Annotated in this window: 25 protein-coding genes; 11 read left to right on the forward strand and 14 right to left on the reverse strand. The window is 40.1% G+C overall.

Annotation, left to right across the window (positions count from 1 at the left end; genetic code table 11):
- Positions 1-66: 66 nt before the first annotated feature.
- The 5 genes from ACQ4LT_RS00390 to ACQ4LT_RS00410 all read right to left on the reverse strand — a co-directional run bounded on the left by ACQ4LT_RS00390 (position 67) and on the right by ACQ4LT_RS00410 (position 5,116).
- Positions 67-1,158, reverse strand: a complete 1,092-nt coding sequence (locus ACQ4LT_RS00390) for a Gfo/Idh/MocA family protein (RefSeq protein WP_445664015.1) — start codon at positions 1,156-1,158, stop codon at positions 67-69.
- Positions 1,159-1,417: 259 nt separating this feature from the next.
- Positions 1,418-2,308: a DUF72 domain-containing protein gene (locus tag ACQ4LT_RS00395; protein ID WP_445664016.1), complete on the reverse strand. Its 891-nt coding sequence runs from the start codon at positions 2,306-2,308 to the stop codon at positions 1,418-1,420.
- Positions 2,309-2,381: 73 nt separating this feature from the next.
- The gene (locus ACQ4LT_RS00400; RefSeq protein WP_445664017.1) at positions 2,382-2,813 is read right to left on the reverse strand and encodes a hypothetical protein; all 432 of its coding nucleotides are present in this window, start codon (positions 2,811-2,813) and stop codon (positions 2,382-2,384) included.
- Positions 2,814-2,817: 4 nt separating this feature from the next.
- The gene (locus tag ACQ4LT_RS00405) at positions 2,818-3,336 is read right to left on the reverse strand and encodes a hypothetical protein (protein WP_445664018.1); all 519 of its coding nucleotides are present in this window, start codon (positions 3,334-3,336) and stop codon (positions 2,818-2,820) included.
- A 211-nt stretch (positions 3,337-3,547) separates the two neighbouring features.
- The gene (locus ACQ4LT_RS00410) at positions 3,548-5,116 is read right to left on the reverse strand and encodes a S41 family peptidase (protein ID WP_445664019.1); all 1,569 of its coding nucleotides are present in this window, start codon (positions 5,114-5,116) and stop codon (positions 3,548-3,550) included.
- Positions 5,117-5,187: 71 nt separating this feature from the next.
- On the opposite strand from ACQ4LT_RS00410, the gene ACQ4LT_RS00415 reads away from it, so the two are divergent.
- From ACQ4LT_RS00415 to ACQ4LT_RS00435, 5 genes are all read left to right on the forward strand, one after another.
- Positions 5,188-5,613 carry a hypothetical protein gene (locus ACQ4LT_RS00415; protein WP_445664020.1) on the forward strand — a complete coding sequence of 142 codons (426 nt, stop codon included), beginning with the start codon at positions 5,188-5,190 and terminating at the stop codon, positions 5,611-5,613.
- A 58-nt stretch (positions 5,614-5,671) separates the two neighbouring features.
- Complete coding sequence (trhA, locus tag ACQ4LT_RS00420; protein WP_445664021.1) at positions 5,672-6,337, forward strand: PAQR family membrane homeostasis protein TrhA; 666 nt, start codon at positions 5,672-5,674, stop codon at positions 6,335-6,337.
- Positions 6,338-6,468: 131 nt separating this feature from the next.
- Positions 6,469-9,336: a TolB family protein gene (locus ACQ4LT_RS00425; protein WP_445664022.1), complete on the forward strand. Its 2,868-nt coding sequence runs from the start codon at positions 6,469-6,471 to the stop codon at positions 9,334-9,336.
- Between the two features lie 38 nt (positions 9,337-9,374).
- Positions 9,375-9,953: a DUF2911 domain-containing protein gene (locus ACQ4LT_RS00430; RefSeq protein WP_445664023.1), complete on the forward strand. Its 579-nt coding sequence runs from the start codon at positions 9,375-9,377 to the stop codon at positions 9,951-9,953.
- Positions 9,954-9,971: 18 nt separating this feature from the next.
- Positions 9,972-10,568, forward strand: a complete 597-nt coding sequence (locus ACQ4LT_RS00435; RefSeq protein ID WP_445664542.1) for a MarC family protein — start codon at positions 9,972-9,974, stop codon at positions 10,566-10,568.
- Between the two features lie 62 nt (positions 10,569-10,630).
- Here ACQ4LT_RS00435 and ACQ4LT_RS00440 read toward each other — a convergent pair whose 3' ends face one another.
- Entirely contained in the window at positions 10,631-10,981 is a 351-nt protein-coding gene (locus ACQ4LT_RS00440; protein WP_445664024.1) for an AtuA-related protein, read from the reverse strand.
- 157 nt (positions 10,982-11,138) lie between these two features.
- Between ACQ4LT_RS00440 and ACQ4LT_RS00445 the strand changes: the two genes are divergently transcribed.
- Complete coding sequence (locus ACQ4LT_RS00445; protein WP_445664025.1) at positions 11,139-11,504, forward strand: nuclear transport factor 2 family protein; 366 nt, start codon at positions 11,139-11,141, stop codon at positions 11,502-11,504.
- A 198-nt stretch (positions 11,505-11,702) separates the two neighbouring features.
- Positions 11,703-12,953 carry a beta-ketoacyl-ACP synthase II gene (fabF, locus tag ACQ4LT_RS00450; protein WP_445664026.1) on the forward strand — a complete coding sequence of 417 codons (1,251 nt, stop codon included), beginning with the start codon at positions 11,703-11,705 and terminating at the stop codon, positions 12,951-12,953.
- Between the two features lie 26 nt (positions 12,954-12,979).
- Here the strand turns inward: fabF and ACQ4LT_RS00455 are convergent, their stop codons facing one another.
- From ACQ4LT_RS00455 to ACQ4LT_RS00465, 3 genes are all read right to left on the reverse strand, one after another.
- Positions 12,980-13,405: an energy transducer TonB gene (locus ACQ4LT_RS00455; protein WP_445664027.1), complete on the reverse strand. Its 426-nt coding sequence runs from the start codon at positions 13,403-13,405 to the stop codon at positions 12,980-12,982.
- A gap of 87 nt (positions 13,406-13,492) precedes the next feature.
- Positions 13,493-14,023, reverse strand: a complete 531-nt coding sequence (locus ACQ4LT_RS00460; RefSeq protein ID WP_445664028.1) for a DinB family protein — start codon at positions 14,021-14,023, stop codon at positions 13,493-13,495.
- A gap of 48 nt (positions 14,024-14,071) precedes the next feature.
- Complete coding sequence (locus tag ACQ4LT_RS00465) at positions 14,072-14,830, reverse strand: alpha/beta fold hydrolase (protein WP_445664029.1); 759 nt, start codon at positions 14,828-14,830, stop codon at positions 14,072-14,074.
- Between the two features lie 202 nt (positions 14,831-15,032).
- Between ACQ4LT_RS00465 and ACQ4LT_RS00470 the strand changes: the two genes are divergently transcribed.
- Positions 15,033-15,878 (forward strand): carboxypeptidase-like regulatory domain-containing protein, encoded by an 846-nt coding sequence (locus ACQ4LT_RS00470; RefSeq protein ID WP_445664030.1) that lies wholly within the window; start codon positions 15,033-15,035, stop codon positions 15,876-15,878.
- A gap of 336 nt (positions 15,879-16,214) precedes the next feature.
- Here ACQ4LT_RS00470 and ACQ4LT_RS00475 read toward each other — a convergent pair whose 3' ends face one another.
- From ACQ4LT_RS00475 to purM, 4 genes are all read right to left on the reverse strand, one after another.
- Positions 16,215-16,424, reverse strand: coding sequence for a hypothetical protein (locus ACQ4LT_RS00475; protein WP_445664031.1), 210 nt, complete (start codon positions 16,422-16,424; stop codon positions 16,215-16,217).
- A gap of 80 nt (positions 16,425-16,504) precedes the next feature.
- Entirely contained in the window at positions 16,505-18,322 is a 1,818-nt protein-coding gene (locus ACQ4LT_RS00480) for a TIM-barrel domain-containing protein (protein WP_445664032.1), read from the reverse strand.
- A 12-nt stretch (positions 18,323-18,334) separates the two neighbouring features.
- Positions 18,335-18,889, reverse strand: a complete 555-nt coding sequence (locus ACQ4LT_RS00485; protein ID WP_445664033.1) for a hypothetical protein — start codon at positions 18,887-18,889, stop codon at positions 18,335-18,337.
- 150 nt (positions 18,890-19,039) lie between these two features.
- Positions 19,040-20,044, reverse strand: a complete 1,005-nt coding sequence (gene purM, locus ACQ4LT_RS00490) for a phosphoribosylformylglycinamidine cyclo-ligase (protein ID WP_445664034.1) — start codon at positions 20,042-20,044, stop codon at positions 19,040-19,042.
- Between the two features lie 457 nt (positions 20,045-20,501).
- Between purM and dtd the strand changes: the two genes are divergently transcribed.
- Positions 20,502-20,942: a D-aminoacyl-tRNA deacylase gene (dtd, locus tag ACQ4LT_RS00495; RefSeq protein ID WP_445664035.1), complete on the forward strand. Its 441-nt coding sequence runs from the start codon at positions 20,502-20,504 to the stop codon at positions 20,940-20,942.
- 219 nt (positions 20,943-21,161) lie between these two features.
- Complete coding sequence (locus ACQ4LT_RS00500; RefSeq protein WP_445664036.1) at positions 21,162-21,962, forward strand: alkaline phosphatase family protein; 801 nt, start codon at positions 21,162-21,164, stop codon at positions 21,960-21,962.
- A gap of 179 nt (positions 21,963-22,141) precedes the next feature.
- Here the strand turns inward: ACQ4LT_RS00500 and ACQ4LT_RS00505 are convergent, their stop codons facing one another.
- Positions 22,142-22,702 (reverse strand): adenylate kinase, encoded by a 561-nt coding sequence (locus tag ACQ4LT_RS00505; RefSeq protein WP_445664037.1) that lies wholly within the window; start codon positions 22,700-22,702, stop codon positions 22,142-22,144.
- 148 nt (positions 22,703-22,850) lie between these two features.
- Here ACQ4LT_RS00505 and ACQ4LT_RS00510 point away from each other — a divergent pair, with 148 nt between their 5' ends.
- Complete coding sequence (locus tag ACQ4LT_RS00510; protein WP_445664038.1) at positions 22,851-24,215, forward strand: alkaline phosphatase D family protein; 1,365 nt, start codon at positions 22,851-22,853, stop codon at positions 24,213-24,215.
- The last annotated feature ends 64 nt before the right edge of the window (positions 24,216-24,279 follow it).

Below are 24,279 nucleotides of genomic sequence, written 5' to 3' on the forward strand. Positions count from 1 at the left end.
CATCCAATATCGTTTGCCCATAGCATTAAAGCTTCAAAATTAATCATCCTAACATAACCACAGCTCTTAAAGTGATATTCGCTTCTGGCTGTTTTGGGATGATTCCATAATTGCCTGGACAATTCGAATATCTCGTAATCCATCTTTACCGGGGACGATAGGATCTCGGCCCTCTTTAATAGCCAGAGCTTCGTTGTCCATTTGTCTTGCCTGCTGGTGATGAGGATCGGGTGGTAATTTTTTACCGTCACTGGTTTCTCCCTTGACCCCGCTATATGTTTGAAAGGGCTTCAGACGGTACCATCCATCTGCACAATCCACGTTTAAATAATTTGTTGATTTGCCAAAACTGGTTTCCCCAAAAGCCATAACGCCATCGGGGAACTCGAGTTCAAATTCTGTAAACTCATCCACTTCGTTATAGATATCACGCTCCGACCACTGTTTCCCGCGCACTGCAATCGGCTCCATATTTGTGGAATAACGAGATGCATTAATAGGATAAACGCCCATATCATACAACGCGCCGCCGCCCAGATCAGGATCACGTCGCCAGCTATCGGATGAGTGTCTTCCGTTATAACCAGCCCCGCTTTTTACTTCCTGAACGGCTCCATAAGTTTCTTCTCTTCCATATCGAATAATCGTTCGATTGTTGGGCTCGTGCTGCAAACGGTAACCTATTGATAGCGAAACACCGTTTTTATTGGCCGCATTAATAATTGACTGACATTCTTCGACGTTCATGGCCATCGGCTTTTCGCACCATACATGCTTGCCGGCTTCGGCCCCGATAATAGAATACTTGGCATGAAGACCCGGCGGTGTCACTACATAAATAACATCGATATCATCATTATTGGCCACTTCATGCATATTTTCGTAGTTATACACATTGCTATCAGGAATATCATATTGGCGCTGCCATTTAGGAATCTTATGCGGTGAGCCCGTTACAATTCCACGCAGTTCGCAGTGTTCCGTCTTTTGCAGACCGGGGGCCAGACGACCAGTGCTATAACTGCCCAATCCTACCAAAGCTACTCCCAGCTTTTCTTTCTGTTTGGATAATAAGATGTTCGGAAATCCGAATGAAGCAGCAGCTAAGGCCGTTCCCGCGGTTTTAAGAAAGTCTTTCCTGGAGAAGTCTTTAGCCATAATATTCTCTTTTATTCAATACCGTATTACGATTATTCTAACGAATAACGACCAATTATCATTTAGCGGCTATGGTAATGAAAAAATGAAGCTGATATCATCATAATGATGAGACCTGTTACTAAACCTATGTATCACCCTGAATTCATTTCAGGGTTTGGAACAGAATTAGTTTATGCAAGTTTTTAAGGAACAATTTCTTTCAGATGCTGAACCAAGTTCAGCATGACATAGGTAGTTTTACAAAGTACTCTTTTTTTTAAAACAGATTATTTTGGTTGCCCGGAAGCCTGGGAGTTTCCAAATCGGTACCAAGAGCATCATTCAGCTTATTGATAAAATAGGCAGACAGCTCCGGGGATTTTCTCTCTTTATTCTGGTGGACAAAAAAGTGGATGTTATCCAGCCCTTGCTCATTCCATTTTTGCAGCCGATCCACCCAGTCATCAAGCCGACTATAATCGGATTCGTGATTGGCGCCTACGTATCGAACAAAAGCTTCGTTGTTCGTAAGTCGCATATGAAGCAGATCGCGCCGACCGGCCGTATCCGTGATAAGATTGGCAACATTGTGTTCTTCCAGCAACTGATATAACTCATCGGCCACTCCGGAATCATCGAACCAGTCGGGATGGCGGAATTCAATAGCCAGTGGTACACCTTGAGTCCAATACTCTACGAAATTAGCTACCCGATCGAAATATTTGGGCTTAAAGTTCCCGCGCAGCTGCAGAAAAGTGGTGCCTAACTTATCTTTAAAATGTACGATGCTGTCATAAAAATCATCGGTAGCTTCTTCAATTCCATTCAGCCATTTCAAGTGGCTGATATAGCGATTTACCTTTGGAAAGAATTTGAAATTATCGGGTACCTTATTGCGCCAGGTGGCAATTTGATCTTTATCAAAGGTGTTGTAAAAGGTAGCATTGAGCTCAACAGAGTTAAAATTCTTACCGTAATATTCGAGCCCATCACCCACACCTTTGGGATAAAAATTCTTCAGATCTTTCTTATTCCATTTTGCACATCCCACAAATACATTCGGGGTATCAGAATCATCATAAGCAGAAAGCACCTTTTTTGTGTCGGGATGATCTTTGGGTAGTGAAAGGTTTTGATTTCCGGGATTATCAACGCTTCCAAATTTCATAAATAATGTTTTCTGCCTGTTTTAATTAGTTATTGCGGAATTTAAACAAGACTGTACAAAAATTGTCTAAGCGCTACTGCTCCAGTTTAGGATGTTTATATGTTGCTGCTGACCCAAGAATTCCTACCAAGAAAAACACCCCGGGCGCCAGAAGTGGATATGATCCCTTTATTGCCGGCCATATTGATTCCGAAAGCGAATAAGAGGGGTTTATTTCACGAGTAAAATCAAGGTTTCCCTGAAAGTGAAAGTAGACTCCAAAAAAACTGATCACAATCATCCCAACCATTACCCATCGGAACACCTTAAGCGTAGTCGCATCCGGCTTAAACCATACCATGCCCGCCGAAATTCCTCCTACCACAGAAACAATAAAAGGAACCCACTGCAGTCTTTCTTCGGTATGCTCAAGAAGAATTAACTCAGCAATAATTCCGATCAAAGTAAAAGCGACTACACCGAATAAAAATCGGCGCAGTCGCTGTAATATTACTTTATCTGTCATGTCCTTATTCTGACTTAAGGTAACGTTCGGCCTTAGACAACGCCTCTTCGCTGACGTAAGAAGACAATGCATCTAAAAATGCCTCATTTGTCTCATAAGGACGACCCGATACCAATTCATCAGCTTCCGATTCATCGAGCTCGGGAATCTGCATTACCGTAGCCGCATCACTGTCATTGCGATGAATAGGCACATAAATATACTGTTCATATGCCGCTACTTGCTTCTCATCAACATACTTACCGATCTCCTTTCGGAATTGCTGAATACTAATGTAGGGACGATATTCTTCAAATTCGTGTACCATCTTATCTCCAACATTCGGGATGGTTTTAAAAGCTTTTTCGCCTTCCGTATTAATATTTAGCTTGGTTTTCGGTGTGGATGCTGTATCCGTTTGTGTAGCAGTTGCTTTCTGGTCAGAGCCGGACTCTTTTTCTGTACTACCACCACAAGCCACGGCAGTCAACATTACAGCTACTAATAAATATGCTGATATTTTTTTAGGTACTAATTTTTTCATTTCCAAAATGATAACTTACAATTAAAATTTTAAATGGAATAAATCTAAATAAGAAAATAAACTTTATCAGCCCGTATTATCAATAAAAATATGTTTTTACATTTCTATCTATTAGGGTATTGAGTTATTTGATAAGGCAACAAGCAAATAAAAAGGGGATCCAGCCACATTTTGCTGATTCCCCTTTTGCAATTATTATATCTCCTATTTATTACTTCTCATCTGTTGGCATCATAAAAGGCTCAACGTGCATACCCTGTCTATGAGGCTTAAATGCATCAAATCCGGAAGGTAAGCTTACCTCTTTCATTTTAACCTGGTTGGCATCTGTTCTTCTTTTTGCTTGTTGGCCTGTTATTAAATCAATTGCTCGTGAAAAAAGAGGCTCTTCCGGATCACCAAGTGAAGGTTTCTTTTGCAAGTTTTCTGTAGTTAATTCATTTACACAATTATCATTAAGATCATCAGGACAACCACCTGATATATTTGGATCATATGAATCTGGAGCAAAACCGTTAGGATATGCCTCTCCATCAGCATTGACAATTTTTACTACAATAGGTTGGATAGCCTTCTTGTGGTCGGGGTTAGCCTCATCACTATCCAAATAAGGAGCAGGCGCATCATACAGCGTAAAAGATCCTTCATCTTTACCTACCGTTTTAAGCCCTATATATATTACCTCTCTATGAGGAAGTAAGCTGTTAATTACGGTTTCGCTGGCTGATGCCGTTCCCGAACTCGTTAATACATACACATTATTCAACGACAAGCTGTTCATTGATTCGGAGTTAACAAAATCCCCTTCACTATCTCGCTCAATATCACCCTCTTCATTTTCCAATGGTACTTCATCTAAAAAGTATACCTCACGGTTATTATTCTCAGCCCGTTTTTCATTGTATGAGAACTCTCCAAATTTTGTTGAACTTCCCAGTCCGGAAATCATGCTCGAAAGCAATTGACTGGTTATAACAGATCCCCCACCATTGTAGCGTAAATCCAATACAAGCTCATTCACACCCTGATTTTTAAAATCAGCAAATACGTCGTTGAGATCTTGGTGTGAATTCGTTTGAAACGAATTATACATCAAATAGCCAATTTTCACACCGCTGGTATCCACCACCTTAGTTGTAAGTATAGGATCTTCAATAACCTCCCGAGATTCTACTGTCACGGTCTCATCATCTACGTATTCAATATCTCCTCCTGAAGTATCAATCTTAGCCAGCGTTAACTCGTGGGCTGAGTCGTTTGTCAAAAGATCAAGATAATTATTTACCGTAATTGTTGTGCCATCTACTTTCGTAAACAAATCTAACCGTTTAAGGCCGGCATCTTCGGCAGGAGATCCCGGAATAATATAGCGGACATATCCCACCAATTTTGTTCGCTCTTGGTCTCTATAGTAGAAGCCATAATTAAACCCTAATGCTGCATAAATGCCATCCTGTTCGTCTTGGTATTCTTCATAATCATCGATGAAAAAGGAAAAATCATCATCGGGATGTCGTAAAGATTCGAATAACGCCTCTGCATCCGAAAAATCTTTTAGATAATTATTGAAATCGGTGTCATTATCGAAATAATCGTCCCCGAGTTCAGTAACATCCCCCTGCCAGTAATACCAATAATTCATGGCATCCCATACAAACTCTTTTTCGGCCGATGCTTCTTCATTAGTTTCATTTCCAGGATCCGGATCAGTTGGACTTGAATCACTGCACCCAATTACTACCGCAAATAACAAAACCCAAATAAATCGCAATTTTTTCATAACTTTTGTACTAAAATTAAGAAAGAGCTGTTATACACTTGTAAAACTAACTCCAGTCCACTTTTATTCCAATGAAGTTTTTAACCTTACTATTAACTTCCGTATTTCTATTTTCATTTGGATGCTCATCTACAGAAAATACAGCAAGTAATGGAAATATTCAGATTTTAAACGCAACCTATCATAACTGGTCGCGATCACCCATGGGCAATTCTGATCTTCCGGAAGTGGGGACAGATCTAAAAATTACTGTGAAGAATTGGTCTTCCAATTATACTCCCGAACACATTATTTACAACAACAGAAAATCACTCTCTGCATCCCTTAGCGATACTGTTGAGGATAATCTGATAATTACGGGGAAAATAATCCGTTCTTCCTCCAAGCTTCCTAAAACTTCTGAAACGGTTTCCAAATCAGATCGGTTGGTATATAGTAACCAAGAGGGTGAACAACATTATATTGAAATTGACAATTGGGAATCTTCAGAAAATTAACTTCTTCACTATTCTTTTGGGTGATGCAATTTTGTATCTTTGGACAGATTAAGAATCCATGAAAAAACTACAGCAATACATTCGAGAGCCTATTAATACCCTTACCCATGGGATCGGTGCATTTTTAGCTGTTATAGGATTGGGTTTTCTCATTTATGAAGCTCTTAAAAGCGGTTCTGTAAGTCAGTTCGTTGCCTTTTCAATCTTCGGGCTTAGCATGATCCTGCTTTATACGGCAAGTTCGCTCTATCATGCCTTGCCCGTCAAAAGGAAGACCCTCGAACTGCTCCAAAAGCTCGACCATAGCATGATTTACGTGCTCATTGCTGGGACCTATACTCCCATCTGCCTACTGGTGCTCGAAGGAGGATGGAAGTGGGGGTTTTTTGCTACGATTTGGAGCCTGGCAATTATTGGGATCATCAAAAAGTTTCTGTGGATGAACGCCCCTCGCTGGCTTTCTACCTTGTTTTATCTGGGGATGGGCTGGCTGGCCGTTATTATTTTTCCCACCCTTATGGAAAAACTGCCGATGGCTTTCTTAGTGTGGATTGGTATTGGCGGACTGGCCTACACACTGGGCGCTGTTATCTATGGCATTAAAAAACCGAATCCTATTCCCAATTGGTTTGGTCATCACGAAATCTGGCACCTGTTTGTAATGGCCGGAACATTCTCGCACTTCTGGGCTATTTACCATTATCTCCCCGAATACGTGGGATAAATAGTTTCTAAATCACCATTCTTTCCTACCTGTAAGAAGAAATTAAAAGTAGGTCATAAAACCTTATTATATTGATGGCTGCTCCTAATATTTATTAGATTCTATCTTTAAATAATCACTAAAACGGAAGCATGATTCGTAAAGCACTATCAATTCTCTGTTTTATATTTCTATTCACTGCTTCCTCTTTTGCTCAGTTTTATACCACTCAGCATCGTCCGCCTAACCAAAACTGGCAACAGCTAAATACCCCTCATTTTGAGTTTATTTATGCTCAGAAAAATGAGTCCCAAGCCTTTGAGCTGGCACAAATATTAGAAACACAGTATCCAAAAGTACAAGATATTGTAGGGGGTGAGCTCAATAACTTTCCCATCATTTTAAACAACTATAATGATCGTTCCAACGGATTTGTTACGCCCTATAACTTCCGCTCGGAAATTGAGCTCCCCCCCATCAAAGGCAAGTCACTGAATCCCCAAACGGGAAATTGGCTTGCAAATGTAGGACCGCATGAACTGGTACATGCCCTGCAATTTAACAATCTTGGAGATTACAATATCCCACGTTTCGTCAGCCTGTTTTCACCCGACCTGGCACGCATGTTTCACGCTGCCATTCCAATGGGCATGCTCGAAGGTATTGCCGTTTATCACGAAACAGAACAGATTACCAAGGACGGCGGTAGAGGCAATTACCCTGTTTTTACCAATCAATTTGATGCTACCTTTAAAAGCGGGCAACGCTGGTCGATGGGTCAGCTAATGCAGACCTCCAGCTACACGCGACCATTTGGGCGGCACTATATTGGAGGTTATGAGTTTACCGACTGGCTCCACACCAAATTTGGTGATAAAATTACCCGAGAAACACTGGATTTTTATATGGATTTCCCATTCTTGGGCTACGGCGTTGCCCTGCGTCATACAACCGGTTTGTGGCCGGGACAGCTTTACAACCGATTCGAATACTATCATAAAGGCCGACTTTCGGAGAACGAAAACAGCTCTCACTTCTTGGAATTGGATTTGCCGTACGAAGGGCCAGAAATTCGGCGTCCAAAATGGCTCTCCGATTCTAAACTTATCTTTTACGGATCGTTTTACAATGCCCGTTCCGGTTTTTATACCTATGATCTGACCAATAAAAAAATGCGCCGTCTGGTTACCACAAATTCAGTTAGTGATTTCCGGTATGATCTATCCTCCGATCGTTCTCAGATGATCTTTAGCTATTACGAAACTAATCCGCTTTACGACAATACGTCCAAAACTGAATTAGTACAGTACCATTTTGATACCCATCAGAAAAAGCAGTTAACTAAAAACGGTCGGCTGTACGACCCTACTTTTTACGAGAATGAGTTGCTTGCCCTCAAATCACATCCGAGTCGGTCAAAGCTGGTGGCGCTGGACAACTCAGACTATAGCAATGAGCAAGAGGTTTTTTCGGCATCTGATCACGAAATTAAAGCCGTGACTGTTCACCCAAAACACGAGCAACTCGCTGTTGTATCCAACAAAAACGGACAGCAAGCTCTCTGGGTTACAGAACGGAATGACGTTACCGAGCAACTAAAAGGGAAGCCCGATGTGGCCTTCGAGGAAGGATCTGTTTTTGATCCCGAATGGCATCCCGAGGATGATAAAATTTTGTTTAGCGCTGATTTCTCGGGTACCATGCAGCTATACGAATATGACCTATCGGAGCAGAACATTCTGCAAGTAACTAATTCGAAATTTAACGCCTTTGAGGGAAGTTATAGTCCGGATGGTAATCGGATTGCATTTGTAAGACAAGAAGAGAACAAACGCCTCCCGGGTGTACTGGAGCGAACTTCATTTTCAAATAATCCGGTAAGCAAGACTGTTTGGAAAAATCCACTGCCAAAAGGAGCGATCGGTGAAGATATTATTTCCGATTCTGTTGCACAGGCTTCAAAAAATTGGCAAACGGACTCATATTCATCAGGATTGGGCTGGCTGAAACCGCGGACGATTTTGCCTTTTGCAGAAGAAGTATCGAACAATAATGGATATCAGGCCGGGATCTCGCTCCACAGTGTCAATACGTTATCGACACAGGCCTACTCGGCGGATATCTCTTACTTTAAAGAACGAGGATGGTACGATATCGCCTACCAAAACAAAACATTTTGGCCGGGTTTTAAACTGCGTGCCTTTAATGAGCCTTCGTACCGATCGGCTTCGGGCATCGGTGTATTGAGCAGACAGGAAAGGAGTTTGTCGTTGAGTGTTCCTATGCGGATAGATTTGAATCAAAATATCTATAGTACTTCGCTATTTGTAGAACCGGAAATTCGTCGATCACAGATTCGCTTTTTTGATGCAGGGTTTAACAACTCTATCTCTGAGTTTGCTAATATCACCATTGGTAATATTTATACACAGATTAATTATCGTCTTCAGCAAAATATTCGGGACATGCAACCCAATACAGGTATTGTTTTGTTTTCAGAGCTGGAGCATCATTTGTCTGGTGATGAGGTTACATTTGAATACTCGAATAATGAAATTACTTTTTCTTCCCCCGATGCTACAGCTCTGCAGGCAGGAATTTATGGCTTTCTTGCACCGCTTAAACGGTGGAATCAATCGTTAAGAATTGGAGTGCGCGGTCTTACACAATCGGGACTTCTTTTTGATAATCAATCCATCGTTTCTGATGGATTTTCTGACCTTGTTTTCCCCGGTTCCCACAATCTCTTGAGCCTTAACACACGCTATACTATTCCCATTACTTATGTAGATAATGGAGGCTTGCTACTTCCTTTATATTTAAGCAACATCTATTTAGTCGCCTTTTCAAATACAGTTACCGATCCCACATTTTCTAACTGGTATCGGAGTTCCCGCACTGTTTTTGGCATTGGCGTGCGGACTAACTTTCAAATATCCAATCTAAGATTTAATATTGGTTTCGGCTTTGGCTATGAACCCACCCGTAACCAGACACAATTTTTTATAGGAGATTTTTAGTTATATACTTCCCCATAATTTAAGTTTACCAAGATATCATGAAGCTACTATTTTCTTTTTTCCGAGAAGTAATTCCAAGTCTCTTGATCGGACTTCTGCTATTAACCGGATGCGGAGAGCCCGAGCCACAAGAACCTGATCCCGATCGAAGAAAAAGTCCCATTGCTATCGCTCAAACAACCCATGAACCGAGCAATACATATGTCAAAATTGTGTATGGCCAACCCTATAAAAAAGATCGCCAAATTTTTGGTGAGTTGGTTCCCTATAATGAGGTATGGAGAACCGGCGCCAACGAAGCAACCGAACTGACAACCACGAAAGAAATTAGCCTGGCCGGAAAAACAGTCCCTGCTGGGACTTATTCGTTTTTCAGCATTCCGAGAAAAGGAGACAGCTGGACGATCATCCTTAACAATGAACTTGGCCAATGGGGTGCTTTTGATTACGACTCAGCCCACGATGCTTTTCGAGTTGATGTTCCCTCCCAATCCACAGAAAAAGTAACCGAAGCCTTTACTATTCGCTTTGCTGATATACAGCAAGATTCAACCAACATTATTATGGAATGGGATCAGACGGAGGTTAAAATTCCCATTGAATTTATTAATTCGTAAAAAGAGTCGTAACTCAATATTAATTTAGCTGTATTCCTTAATGCCTTAACCGGCTTTTTTGTGATTATCGATCCCATCGGTGCGGCCCTGGTTTTTCACTCCCTTATTCCTGAAGGGGAAAAGCATCATCACCGGATGATGGCTGTAAAATCAATTTTAATATCAGTTTTTCTGCTCATTGTATTCGGTAATTATGGAGAACCACTACTCGATCCGCTGGGTATAAACATTAATTCGCTGCGTATTGCAGGTGGACTACTTTTGTTTTATACCGCTTTTAATATGATTACTGAAGCTGTAGAATACGAGGATACCACTCACAAAAAGGATATATCAGTTTTTCCTATGACTATTCCGTTGCTGGCCGGACCGGGCGCACTCACTTTATCCATTCTTCTATTTTCCAACGCTTCAGAAACATCCGCTAACCTTTCGGTTATAGCAGCTATACTCTCTATTTTACTGCTTACCTTTGTCTTGATGCTGACATCTAAATATCTCAAAAAGATTATTGGCAGAACAGGAGATGAGATTCTCCGTCGATTTTTAGGTGTGCTTCTGGCAGCCCTTTCTATACAGTTTATTTACGATGGGATTAGTAAGATGGCTGGATAGTACTAATTCTATAAATGCGGGATATTTGATTACATCAGACACCAAAAATTATAGCAAAATATTTACGCTGTTTCCTTCACTTTCTCCAGCAGCTCATCGGGTACATTCAGTTCCATTCGCAGCAGCATTGAGGCATGCGTTTTACCCTGTGCGTCCAGCTTTAGAGATACCGTACCGCCCCCGCCCAAACTTTTGTGCAGCACAAAGTTCAGTGCACCTATATTGGGCAATTCATAACGCTCAACTTCTCCCTGACAAATGTGCTTCATGTGCTCTTTGACGACATCGGCCGTGAGTTTTTCTTTTAAGAAGGGATATATATCCGGATGACGGGCAATCACTCCCACATTGCTTCCATCTCCCTTATCGCCGCTGCGTCCATGTGCAATATCGATGAGCTTAACTGTAGCCATAAGTTTTGTACTCTATATTCTGTTTTATGTTATAAGTAAAGATAGATTGATGTGTCCGTCCCTGCAACCAAAAAATATTCTTTTTTCGTAAACGATTTTTTATCGAGCACCGTTATATCAACTCACAAATACTTTAATATCAAACTATATGACATTTATGAGTTATTTTAATAAGATTTCTGACATCTATGATCACATTGCACAGGGAACAGCAATGGATGCTTTTGAAGAATATTATGCCGAAGATGTCACGATGATTTTGGAAGACGGCACGGCTGTTGAAGGAAAAGATGCCAATCGTGAACGCGAAAACGAGTTTTTTAGCAGCGTTGAAGAATTTCACGGTATCGATGTTAAAGGTATCACATCTAACGAAGAAGAAGGAATTACCGCTGTAGAATCTACGATGACCGTTACGTTTAAAGGTACTGATGGTCCCATGGATCTTGAACAGGTAGCAGTACAGCACTGGGATGGCGATAAAATTGATACCGAGCGTTTTTATGGCACGCAAGATAGCTAATAATTTTTTTGCTCTCTGAAAAAAAGCCCTCCAAAAATTGGAGGGCTTTTGTATTTTTAAAGCCTCCTTTTTATTACTCCAGTTCTATTTTTTTGATATCAAATTGGTTGAGGGAGAAAGAATCCGTAATTTCCACGCGCTTCATCTCATCAATTTTTACCACAGATATTTACTTCAAATAAATTTTTTTTTCTCACAATGAGTAAACCAAAGCGCGTAGTTGTCACCGGATTGGGAGCTTTATCACCCCTTGGAAATACTGTCGATAAATTTTGGTCCAATCTAATCGATGGCGTAAGTGGCGCCGATCGTATCACCCATTTCGACCCCTCACAATTTCGCACGCATTTTGCCTGTGAACTCAAAGATTATGATCCTGCTAATCACTTGGAACATAATATGATCCGTCGATCAGATCCCTACAGCCAATATGCGCTGGTTTCCACCGATCAGGCCGTAAAAGATTCAGGACTCAATTTTGAGGAAATGGATCCGTTTGATACGGGCGTTATCTGGGGCAGCGGCCAGGGAGGAATGAAAACCTTCGAAGAGGAGGTAAAAAATTATACACAGCGCGATTTCAATCCGCGCTTCAATCCTTTCTTTGTCCCCAAACTGATTATCAATATGGCACCGGGCCTTATCTCTATGAAATACGGACTCATGGGAATAAATTACGCTACTGTTTCGGCCTGTGCTACCTCTAATACCGCTATCATGGATGCACTTAATTACATCCGCTGGGGCAAAGCCAAAGTCATGATCACCGGCGGTTCCGAAGCAGGAATTACCGAAGCTTCTTTCGGCGGATTTTCAGCCATGCGCGCCATGTCGCAGCGCAACGACGATCCCAAGAGCGCCTCACGTCCGTTCGATAAAGATCGCGATGGTTTTGTGATGGGAGAAGGAGCTGCTACGCTTGTCCTCGAAGAATATGAACATGCCAAGGCTCGGGGTGCTGATATTTATGCTGAAGTTACGGGTGCAGCGATGACGGCCGATGCCTATCACATGACGGCTACACACCCCGAAGGAAAGGGAGCGACTGCAGCTATGAAGCAGGCGCTGCAAGACGGTGAACACAATGCTGAGGAGGTAGACTATTTGAATACACACGCTACTTCAACACCGGTCGGTGATATCAGCGAAATTAAAGCAACTGTTAATGTTTTTGGAGAATCTCCCGACCACTTAACAATAGGAGCTACAAAATCAATGACGGGTCACTTGCTCGGTGCCGCCGGTGCGATTGAAGCCATTGCCAGCATTAAAGCTATTAACGATAATGTGATTCCTCCAACCATCAATACCGAAAATATTGATGAGGAAATTCCATCATCACTTGATATTATTCGGAATGAAGCCAGAGAGAAACAGGTGGATATGGTGATGAGCAATACCTTCGGATTTGGTGGTCATAATGGGATTGTAGTTTTTAAAAAGGTATGATCTGCTACAGCAGCTCTTGAAATAAATTAGTTAAGCCTAAACGTAATCGGCAAGGCAAATTTAAAATTAACAGATTTGCCATTTTTTGTTGCAGGTTCAAATGAAGCTTTTTGAACGGCTTTAATGGCGGCTCTGTCACAACCGTAACCCAATCCTTTGTCAACTTTTAAATCTTGGGCTTTCCCTTGTTTGTTGACAACAAAACTAACAACCACCCGGCCTTGTATCCTGTTTTCTCGCGCTTCAGGGGGATAATCCAATATACGCTGAACACGCTTTAGCCCTCCCTTCAACTTTGGAAATTCAACCCCGGGTTCTAAGATAAGCTGTTGTCCATATATTTTGTTATCGGTTACAACTTCTGAGTCTGTTTCCACTGCTTTTTCTGCCGGCTTACAGCTTATGAGTAACAGCAATGCCGCCGTAAGAACAACGCTCCATTTTGATATCATAGTCAATTTATTGGGTGGTCAGAATATTTTGAAGGATGTTACGAAAATTAATGACCAGAGAATAATTATAAATTTCAGGAAATAATTTTATTCACTCCACGGAGGAACAATACCATTCATTCTTGCATAAGCGATCGATTGTCCCACGTGCTCACTTTTGTGGGTAATTAGCTGCATTAATACCGCCTGACCATTTACGGTATTGCCGTACATTTGTGTTTCTTCTTTCAGCTTGGATATCGGCATTTCTTTTATTGCTTCTTTCACATGCTCTATAGATCGCTCCAGCATTTGAACTACATTTTCTTTACCCGTTATAGACTCTATATTTTCTACATCCACATCTTCGGGTGCGGGAATACCAAGTGAATTTTCCAAGTAATAAAAGTTATATCGGGCAATATGGGTATAAACCTCTTCTACAGACATTACCTCATCTTCAGGCTGCCAGGAATATTTTTCAGCGGGCATTGCTTTGGCCAGTGAAAGAACCCGGGAGACGTAATCAAAATGCCGTTTAAATTGATCTTTGAAATTATTGGACTCCTGAGCCTGAAGAGGCTGTATCCAAAACAACATCACCATTATTGATAGTAAAAATCCTGTGCATTTTTTCATAACAGATCCTTTTTATTGGGATTTAAATCTTTGATCCTTTATTTACTATTAATTTCTGCTGCCATTCTTTTTCTGAGCCTGCCCATTGGGATCGGGCTTATCACTTTCTCTAAAAAATGTCTTCATTGAGCTTACCAATAATTCTTTATCTACTTCACTTATGGGATGACCGGTTTGAGGCAAGACCATTAGCTCAGATTTATTTGTTTTCTGGTAAATATCAACCGTATCACTGAGGCTCGCCGTGGTATCCCGATCACCCACATAAAAACGCAGGGGACAGTCTATATACTCCCATTCATCTGATTTTATTTCCGGATGCGCGCCCAGATACTGCAGCATATCCCGCGTGCTATTTACTACTCGCTCCCAGCCGGACAAGTGGCGTTCTTTGAGCTGATTGACAAAGTGCGCCACTTTTTCTTTCATCTTCTTGGGACGCAGGTATCTGCACTCCCGTTCTGCTATTTCTTCATCCCATTGCAATACAGTGCTGAGTGTTCCCACACTTTTTACTCTTTCGGGATGATCTTTTGCTAAAACCAACGCAACATATCCGCCCATACTATATCCAAATAAATAAGCTTGGTCTATATTATGCTCATCCATGTATCCCAACACATTTTCTGTAAAATATGATATTCGGAAAGGACTATCTGTAGGACCGGCTTCGCCATGGCCTTCAAAATTTAGCCGGTGGACTTCAAAATGTTCTTTCAGATCAGGTACTAAAAAATCGAATTGCTCCAATGTGCCCAGTGCACCATGCAGTAATATTAAAGGTATTTTCTCTCTGTTATTCATCATAATCTATTTTAAACTCATATTCGATATCCTGCATAAGGACCCAAAATAAATTCAGGATGATACTATTTTTTTAAGCTCTTTTATATAGCAATGTTCTAAGCTAATATCATTATTTATCAAATATTATACCGTAATTTTTGCTTTAGCCGTCTATAAATTTCCAATCTGCAACTTTCATATCTCTGATTGCGTATCTTTTTTTATGAAATTTGCTACTACACTTATATTCCTGATCCTTTTTCAAAACATTTCTATAGCCCAGTCATCATTTACGATTGAGGGAATAGTCGTTCATGCAGAAAGCAAAAATCCTATTCCTCTTGTAAGCATTGGTATTCCGGATCTGAATATCGGTACTGCGACACGCATGGATGGATCGTTTTCACTAAACCTATCCCAAAAACTACAAAAAGACACGCTGCAAGTTTCAGCTATCGGATATCAAACAAAAAAATATACTATTCCATCAATTAAAAATAATAACGATATCACTATTTATCTTGCTCCAAAAATTTATCAGATGGAATCAATAACCGTTACAGACAGAAACAAAAAAACAAAGTGGATCGGCAAGAAGATACCACCCATATTTAGTGCATCATTAGGTATTTGGACCCACCCCGAGCGGCTCGGTGCAGCCTTTGCTTTTAAAATTAACTGGGAAAAGCAGTTACCGCTGCAAATCCTTTACTCCCGTATCTTTCTAAAAAGAAATACCAATACTTCCGTTCATATTCGCTGCGGCCTTACAGAAGTAAATTACGAAACAGGTATGCCAGCTCAGCCTCTAATCCCCAAAACAATAAATATAACAACAACTACTCAAAAGGGGTGGGCCACTTGTGATTTCCGAAATCAAGATCTTTATATGGACTCTGAGGAGTTTTTTGTTGTATTTGAATGGTTAACACCGCAGGATGAACGGATTATTCCAATGATTGCTACGAACCCATTTTTTGAGTCGGATACCTATATTCGTCACCACTCTTTGGCTGAATGGAAAAAATCATCTACCGACTTGATTTACAGCGTTAAAGTAGAGTATTAGATTGGCTATATCAGTATTTTACTGATGATGAAACGAACAATGTAAGTCTATTACCTTAACCGCCAATTTTCGTACTGATTATTCTTCTTCAATATTTGGAAGAACTTTACCTATCGATAACGGCAGTACTGAACAGAATTTACATCACTCTAATTTAACTAATTAGTTAACTATTTGGAGGTGCTAATATACACTATTCGCCCAATTTATACCCATCTCTGAGCTACGGCACACATGGGACAATATCCTCCCGATGTGTAAACCATCAATAAAACTCGTTCTCCTATATTGAGCTTTTAGTAACCCATCGTGCAAATGAACTAAATATTTTTATCATTATATACCCTGGGCGGCCTCTTTTCCTTGCTGAGCAGCCTCCTGTAATGAAGTCGTATCAATAAATGCCCACCAAATAACAATTAATATTAATCCAAAAATTATCATTTTATATCGATACTCCCTGTACTTCTTAAAGAAACTCATAATGAATAGTATAATTCCACCTAATAAACTCAAATCTACCAACAACCCGCCAATAACATCCATAACTACCCGCTATTATTAATGTTCTCTGTAAGATATAGTCTAAAAGTATTATCGATAATATCTGCTAATATTCAAATTTTCTATTTAATTCGATCTATATTTATTGATACCGTTTCCTTCGTATCCCAAAGGATTGGAATACTTACTCGGTTTTTTTTCTGATCCCAGTTTATACAAACTTTTTCCCCGTTAACCGTTACCTTTTTGGGCTCGTTATTTAAGTTATGAATCACCAGTTCAATATTTTTTTCTGATGAAGCATACTTCTCACCAGTTTTAGCTCGAAACGAGAAGTTTAGGTTATTTTGATCTTTTACCCCTTTAAATGTCAGCAATTCATACTTTTCTTTCTCAATAATATTTCTCGTCAACCCATCATCATTATACATCTTCGAAGCCGAACTACTAACCGATTCATCCGCATAATAATGAAGAATAAGATTATTCCCACTATACTTTTTAGTATGCTGTACCACATCAGTCATGGGAATAAATGCACCTCCACGTACAAATGTGGGAATAGTCGTATCGTTTAGGACAACAGTCGTTTTTTGCCCTCCTTCAAATTTTTCGTTTGTATAGAAATCATACCAATTGGATCCTTTCGGGAAATACACCTCTTTTTCTTTTTTGTTGGATTTCACTATAGGAGCCACCAAGAAATCCTCCCCCCATAAGTAAGCATCATCGTAATTAAAAAGCGATTTATTTTCCGGCTCCTCAAAAAACAGGGGTCGCATTAATGGCGCCCCCGTTGTATGGTTCTGATACACCAAGTGATAATTATACGGCAACAATTGATAGCGCAACTCTATCGCTTTCTTGGATAAGGCCTTGGAACTGTCACTCCGAAAAACTGGCTCACTGGGTACGGCTTCCTGGGCATGGGGACGATAGATCGGTTGAAAAACACCGTATTGCATCCATCTTACATAAAGCTCATCATCCAGATTATCACCCGCGAAACCACCCAGATCACTATGCATATACCCGATGCCCTGCATCCCCATCTGCAGCGAAATTTCGGGCTGACTTTGCAATCCTCCCCAGCTGCGAGCTACATCGCCCGTCCATGGGATCATACCATAACGTTGAGAACCGGAATAGCCCGCACGCATTAAAATAAAAGGACGCATATTGGGATCATATTCGCGATAAGCTTCATCAACCAGCTTTGCCCATTGATGTCCGTATATATTGTGAACTTCATTAGCCGTACCTGTAGCATGTATAGCTTCTGACGGATGAACTTCAGGTTCGCCCAAATCTCCCCACATGCCCGTGACACCCATGTCCAGCAAATTTTTATAAATACCCTTAAACCAGTTATATCCCTCTTTATCAAATACATCAATGATCCCAGTATTTCCGAAAAAGAAATCGAAAGTAAGCGGTTGGGCTAATGAATCTTTTGCTAATACATCTTTTTTAACGGCTTCATCCCATCTTTTAGATGTTGTTTGCACATACGGCTCGGTGATCAAAATAGTCTCAACATAATCATTGCGAAGATCGTCAATCATCTGCTGCGGTTTTGGAAACGAATCGGCTTGAAAAGCAAAGTTTCCCATATTGCCCTTCATCTCTTTTCCAAACCAAAACAGATCAAGGATAATTGCATCCATCGGGATTTCCTCATCCCTAAAAAGTCTGGCTGTCTTTAATACTTCTTTTTGTGAATGGTAACCAAATCGACTGGAAAAATTTCCAAGGGCCCAGCGCGGCAACATCGGCTGCTTACCTGTTAGATTCGTATAGTTCTCAATAATCTCCAACCACGTGCTTCCCGTTACCACCTGATAGGTTTTTCTTCCACTGATCGTTTCGTAGGCAAGGGTGTTGTTATTTTTGCTGTCAAGATCTAAATAGCCGATCGGGGCGTTATCAAAGTGCAGCAAATATTGTCTGGACTACAATACTACGGGCATCGTATAATTCAGCAACTCACTACGGTCACCATATCCATAATGTGCTCGATTATAAAGTTCCAAACGATAACCTCTTCTGCTCATATTTAAAGCCCGGGCACCCCCGCCATATAGGGGCTCCTCTTCGGTAATCCCAAATTGTATAGTTTCAAGAGAATCTTTGCTATAGCCATTCTCCTTAATCAGCAGCTTATTTCCACGGTAATAAGCAATTTGGAAGGGTGCTTTTTGGATGCGAGCTGTTATTCCTTTTGTTTGGAATACTACTGATGAATCTGTTTGAGATACATCTATATCTACTTGCCGGGCGGACATCACTACGGCATGCGACTTTTCCTGAAATGTTTCCCCCTCAGGAATAAAAGAGGTCTCTACAATATCCGGCGTATAAAATTGAAAACGATAGGTACCATCACTGACATGAATCTCATAATGATTTTCTTTTTCGGATATATCCTTAAATACGCGATCAACAGACTGGGATAGTGCTGACTCTCCGGTAAATACAAAAAGGAGTAAAAATAGTACTATTCTCATAGTTTTTATTTAATAATATGAGGAGATGACCTGCTCAGTTATTCCAAACTTTTTAAAACATTTTTTACTAATAAACTCTTACAAGTAAGGCGATTGATTCTTCTATCCCTCAGAATAAAAGAGGTTTAATAGTGACTTAAAACAAAATTTCTATTTTACTTTCCCCATCTCTATAACTTCCTCATCCATTTCGGCGACTATTTCTTTTATCTCATCTGTCTTATTTTGATCCACAATAGCAATAAGCCCAATCCCCAGATTAAACGTTGCTCGCATATCATCTTCAGGGACGTTACCCAAATCCTGAATAAGCTCAAAAATAGCCGAACGTTCCCAAGCATCCCAATCTAACTGAATAGTTAGTTTATTAGGAACTACGCGCTCTGTATTTCCGATGATACCTCCACCAGTAATATGAGAAAAGCCGTTCACACCACCCAAATCTCGTAATTTACGAATAATGGGTAGATAGGATTTGTGCACGGCCAACATTGCATCACCTACGGTCGTACCCAATTCATCCACATGGTCGGTAACCTCGTATTCGGAAAAGAGTACTTTTCGCGCCAATGAGTATCCGTTGGTATGTAGGCCGGTACTGGGGAATCCCAATAAAACATTTCCTTTTTTTATATCTGAGCCGTCAATAACTTTTTCACGATCCACTATCCCCACGATAGTTCCCGCCAAGTCAAATTCTCCTTCGCTATAGATATCCGGCATTTCGGCGGTCTCCCCACCAATTAGCGCTACCCCATTTTCTTTACAAGCCTGAGCAAATCCTTTAACCACCTGGTAACCCACATCTTGCTCTAATTTCCCGGTAGAAAAATAATCTAGAAAGAACAGGGGATCAGCACCACAAACAGCAATATCATTTACACAATGATTTACTAAATCCTGTCCTACGGTATCGTATTTTTTTGATTTGAATGCCACAATCAGTTTAGTACCTACTCCATCAACACTACTGACAAACACCGGATCTTGATAGCTGCCTAAGTCTGGGCGAAAAAATCCTCCAAATCCACCGATATTGCCTAACACCGCATCACTGTGGGTTTCTTTTACAAGTCCTTTGATCGATTCAACCATTTCTTCTCCGGCTTTGATGTCAACACCGGCATCTTTATAGGTAAATTTCTTTTTACTCATTACGGGTAGATAGAAAAGTTAGTTCACTTTATTGACTCAGATAAATATAGCCAACTTGGCAATCCTTTTTAAGAAATATTTCTCCACATTATCCACCGGAAACCTTTAATAGTATTAAATAAATAATATTAGTAGTACATAGTAGTTACTGTGGATAAGTGGAAAACTTTTTAACACACAAATTTTAAGGTATTAAATCTCTATTGTGGATTATTTTGTGGATAAGAATATTAATAAAAACAAGGACTTAACAGAATTAATTTTGAGTTTTCCACAATTTATAGATAAGTGAGTGTCAAGTGAAAAATGTTATCGACACGGAAATATTACTTTATAACTTGTGGAAAATAATATTCAGTTGTTGAAAGCTGTGGAGAAATTTTGTTGGTTTTGGTGAACTTATTTTAAGAAGAAGTTATACACATACTTATCCACAGAGTTATTAACAGACATAGATATGAAGATAGTACTACAAAGGGTATCCCAAGCGAGTGTTTCTGTGCAAGAAGAGCGCGTTGGTTCTATTAACCACGGATTAATGTTATTGGTTGGTGTTCATGAAGATGATACTGAGGAACAGATGAAATGGCTGGCCGAGAAAATTTTAAAGCTACGCGTGTTTGATGATGAGAATGGGAAGATGAATCTATCAGTACAGGACGTAGAAGGAGAGATCCTGGTTGTGCCTCAGTTTACCCTATATGGGGATTATGAGCAGGGGAATAGACCCAGTTATTTTGAGGCAGCCGGTCCGGAGAAAGCCGAGAAATTATATAAGGATATGATTCGTTACTTTAAAAAGCATTCGGATCTCAATATTGAAGCCGGTCAGTTTGGTGCTTATATGGATGTGCAGTTTCATAACGATGGTCCGGTAACATTGGTTATGGAGCGGTAATTTATGTTATACTTTTGATTATAAAGAAAGGTGTCATGCTGAATTTACTACATCATTTTAAAAATACTCTTATAAAGAAGATCCTGAAACGAATTCAGGATGACATGGGATATTAAAATAATTATGTCTGTAATCTTTCTATTTATAGATGGAGTTGGGCTTGGGAAAGCCAACAGTGTAAATCCCTTTACCCAATCTACCTACCGTGGGTTTTCTGGTATGGCCGGAGATCAGGAGTTTAGCGAAAAAGCAGCCGAACTTAACGAAACTAACCATTTGTTTAAATTTGTAGATGCCCGCTTAGGAGTAGAAGGGTTGCCCCAGAGTGGAACCGGTCAGACGGCACTATTCACGGGGAAAAATGCGCCTAAAAAGATAGGAAAGCATTTCGGCCCCTTTCCTCATTCGGGCATAAAGCCCTTTTTAAAAGATAAGAGCCTGTTCTTAAAGGCCAAGCAACAGGGAAATACCTGTAATTTTATAAATGCTTATCCAGATATATTTTTTAAAAAAGCACAAAAACGAGATCGCTGGAGCTGTACCACTCTTATGACTAAAAGTGCTGGTATTAATTTAAATACCACTCAAGAAGTAAAGGAGGGAAAAGCACTAACTGCTGAGTTAACACAACAGGCGTGGAGGGAACGACTTAATATAAACGTACCTACAATTTTACCGGAACAAGCTGCAGATCGATTATTGGAGCAATCTGAAGATTATGATCTGTTACTGCATGAATATTATTTAACGGATAAAGCTGGGCACAGCCAAGAGATAGAGAAAGCAACTCACTTTTTAGAAACGTATGATCGATTTTTATGGCATTTAATCCGTAACAAATCAAGAGAAACCACTATTGTGTTATCCAGTGATCATGGCAATGTGGAAGATTTATCCATAAAAACACATACACTCAATTCAGTACCTCTTTTTGCATATGGACCTGGTGCTAATAATTTTACTGATGCACAAAGTATACTGGATATAACACCTGATATTTTAGAAACTTTAAATAACTAATTGTTTAGTTATTTGTATTAACTACTCAGGATGTACTCCTACCATTGTAAACAGGGTTAACATATTTAGTGTTATAACAAATGTCGGTGAGTGTAAAAGAATTCTTGCAATAATATTATTAAATAAAAATCCCCCTTTTATCATCTAAGGGGGATAAGCATTTAATTTTGAAAGAAGTATTATTTGTTATCCAAGGTCTCTTTTATTCTTTCGAATATTTCTTCGATAGAGCCGACACCGTCTATGGTTTTAACGGCGTCTTGTTTTTTATAGTAATTAATAACGGGCTTGGTTTCTTCACGATAAACAGCTAGACGATTTTTTACTTTTTCTGGAGAATCATCGGAACGACCTTCACCACGACTTAAAATTCGATCGATTAACTCTTCTTCCGGGACATCCAGTTGTAAAAAAGCATCTAAGGTTTTGCCTCTTTTCTCTAAAATATTATCGAAAGCCTTTGCTTGAGGAACGGTACGGGGGAATCCATCCAGAATATAACCATCTCTATATTTGTCGTCTTTAAGCTCTTCTTCTACAAGCTCTACTACTTTATTATCGGGAACCAGATCTCCTGCATCTAAAATAGCTTTTACTTCTTTGCCGAGGGGCGTTTCATTTTTAATGGCTGATCTAAAAATTTCGCCAGTGGAAAGATGGGGAATTCCGTATTCTTCACTAATGAGCTTGGCCTGTGTACCCTTGCCGGCGCCTGGAGGGCCGAAAATGATGATGCGCATAGTTTTTTATTGAGTTAAAATGCTTCTTAATTAAGTGGTGATGAAAATAGTGCAATCATCAAGTATATTCAACGGTAAAACGAAAGTTAATGAAGTGTTTACTTTTTTCGATTAGCCAGGCTTTTTAATCTCAAACTAAATAGGATATATGAATTACTTACCAAAATTTTTGCGGTCGGTATTAATAGTTTTGCTGCTTTTTGTAGCTCATTCGACACAGGCACAACAAGATCCTCAGTTAGAGGCCGGTCCCATGTTGGGTTACGTGGAAATGCAGGAAGCTAATCTATGGATACAAACAACGAAACCGACTTCATTTGAATTGACTTATTGGAATAAGAGCAAAGAGAAAGCTGCTAAGCATGTTTTTAGCAGTTCAACCTTAGCCCTGAAGTCTAATACTGCGCAAATTAAACTTACGGATTTGGATTATGGAACGACTTATCAATATGAGCTTACGATAGATGGGCAAAAGATTGATTTACCGTATAAAACAGAGTTTACAACCCAACAGCTTTGGCAATGGCGCAAGCCGGCACCGGATTTTTCCGTCGCGATGGGATCGTGTCTGTATGTCAATGATTCTGAGTTTGATCGTCCGGGCACACCCTATGGAAAGGGCACCGAAATACTAACACATATCAATAATCAGCAACCGGATATGATGTTGTGGTTGGGAGATAATGTATACTACCGAGAACCCGATTTTTATTCTAAGAAACGAATGGATTATCGTTATAAAGATGCACGTAATACTCCGGAAATGCAGCCGTTGCTGGCGAATGCTATAAACATTGCAACGTGGGATGATCACGATTACGGTCCTAATAATTCGGATCGATCGTATCGAATGCGCGAAGAAGCGCTGGAAATTTTCAAGAGATATTGGGTTAATCCAGGTTATGGAACCAGCGAAACGGATGGCGTTTTTACCAAATATAAATACAGTGATGTTGAGTTTTTCCTAATGGATGACCGCTATCACCGGGCCCCCAATCAGCTTAAGAAAGAGGACAAGGATTTTTTCGGGGAGGCACAGTTGCAATGGCTAATGGATAGTCTCGTAGGCAGTAATGCGACATTTAAGGTTATCGTGGTTGGGAATCAGGTAACCAATAAGATGAACGAACATGAGTCGCTGGTGGCGTATGATGAGGAATATGAGCAGCTTATGGATTTTTTAGATAAGCATGATATTCCGGGTGTTTTATTCCTTTCGGGAGATCGCCACTTTACCGAGTTGTTAAAAACAGATCGGGAGGACTTGTATCCTATTTATGAATTTACTTCGTCACCATTAAGTAGCGGGACGTATGGGAATTTGCAAGAATCCGAGGAATATAAGAATCCTCAACGCGTAGACGGTACGTTGGTGTATGATGATCAAAACTTTGGGATGGTTCATGTTAAAGGAGATGAAGATAATCGCCGATTAATTCTTGAAACCTATGGAACAGATGGAAAAAAACTGTGGGATTATATTATCCACGAAAAGGATCTAACAAATAAATAGCTGATAAACTGCTTATTAATCAATTTTCGCTATATATTGAGGCAGGGAGTCTATTGATCTTAGA

It is taken from the genome of Fodinibius sp. AD559, from assembly GCF_052712805.1.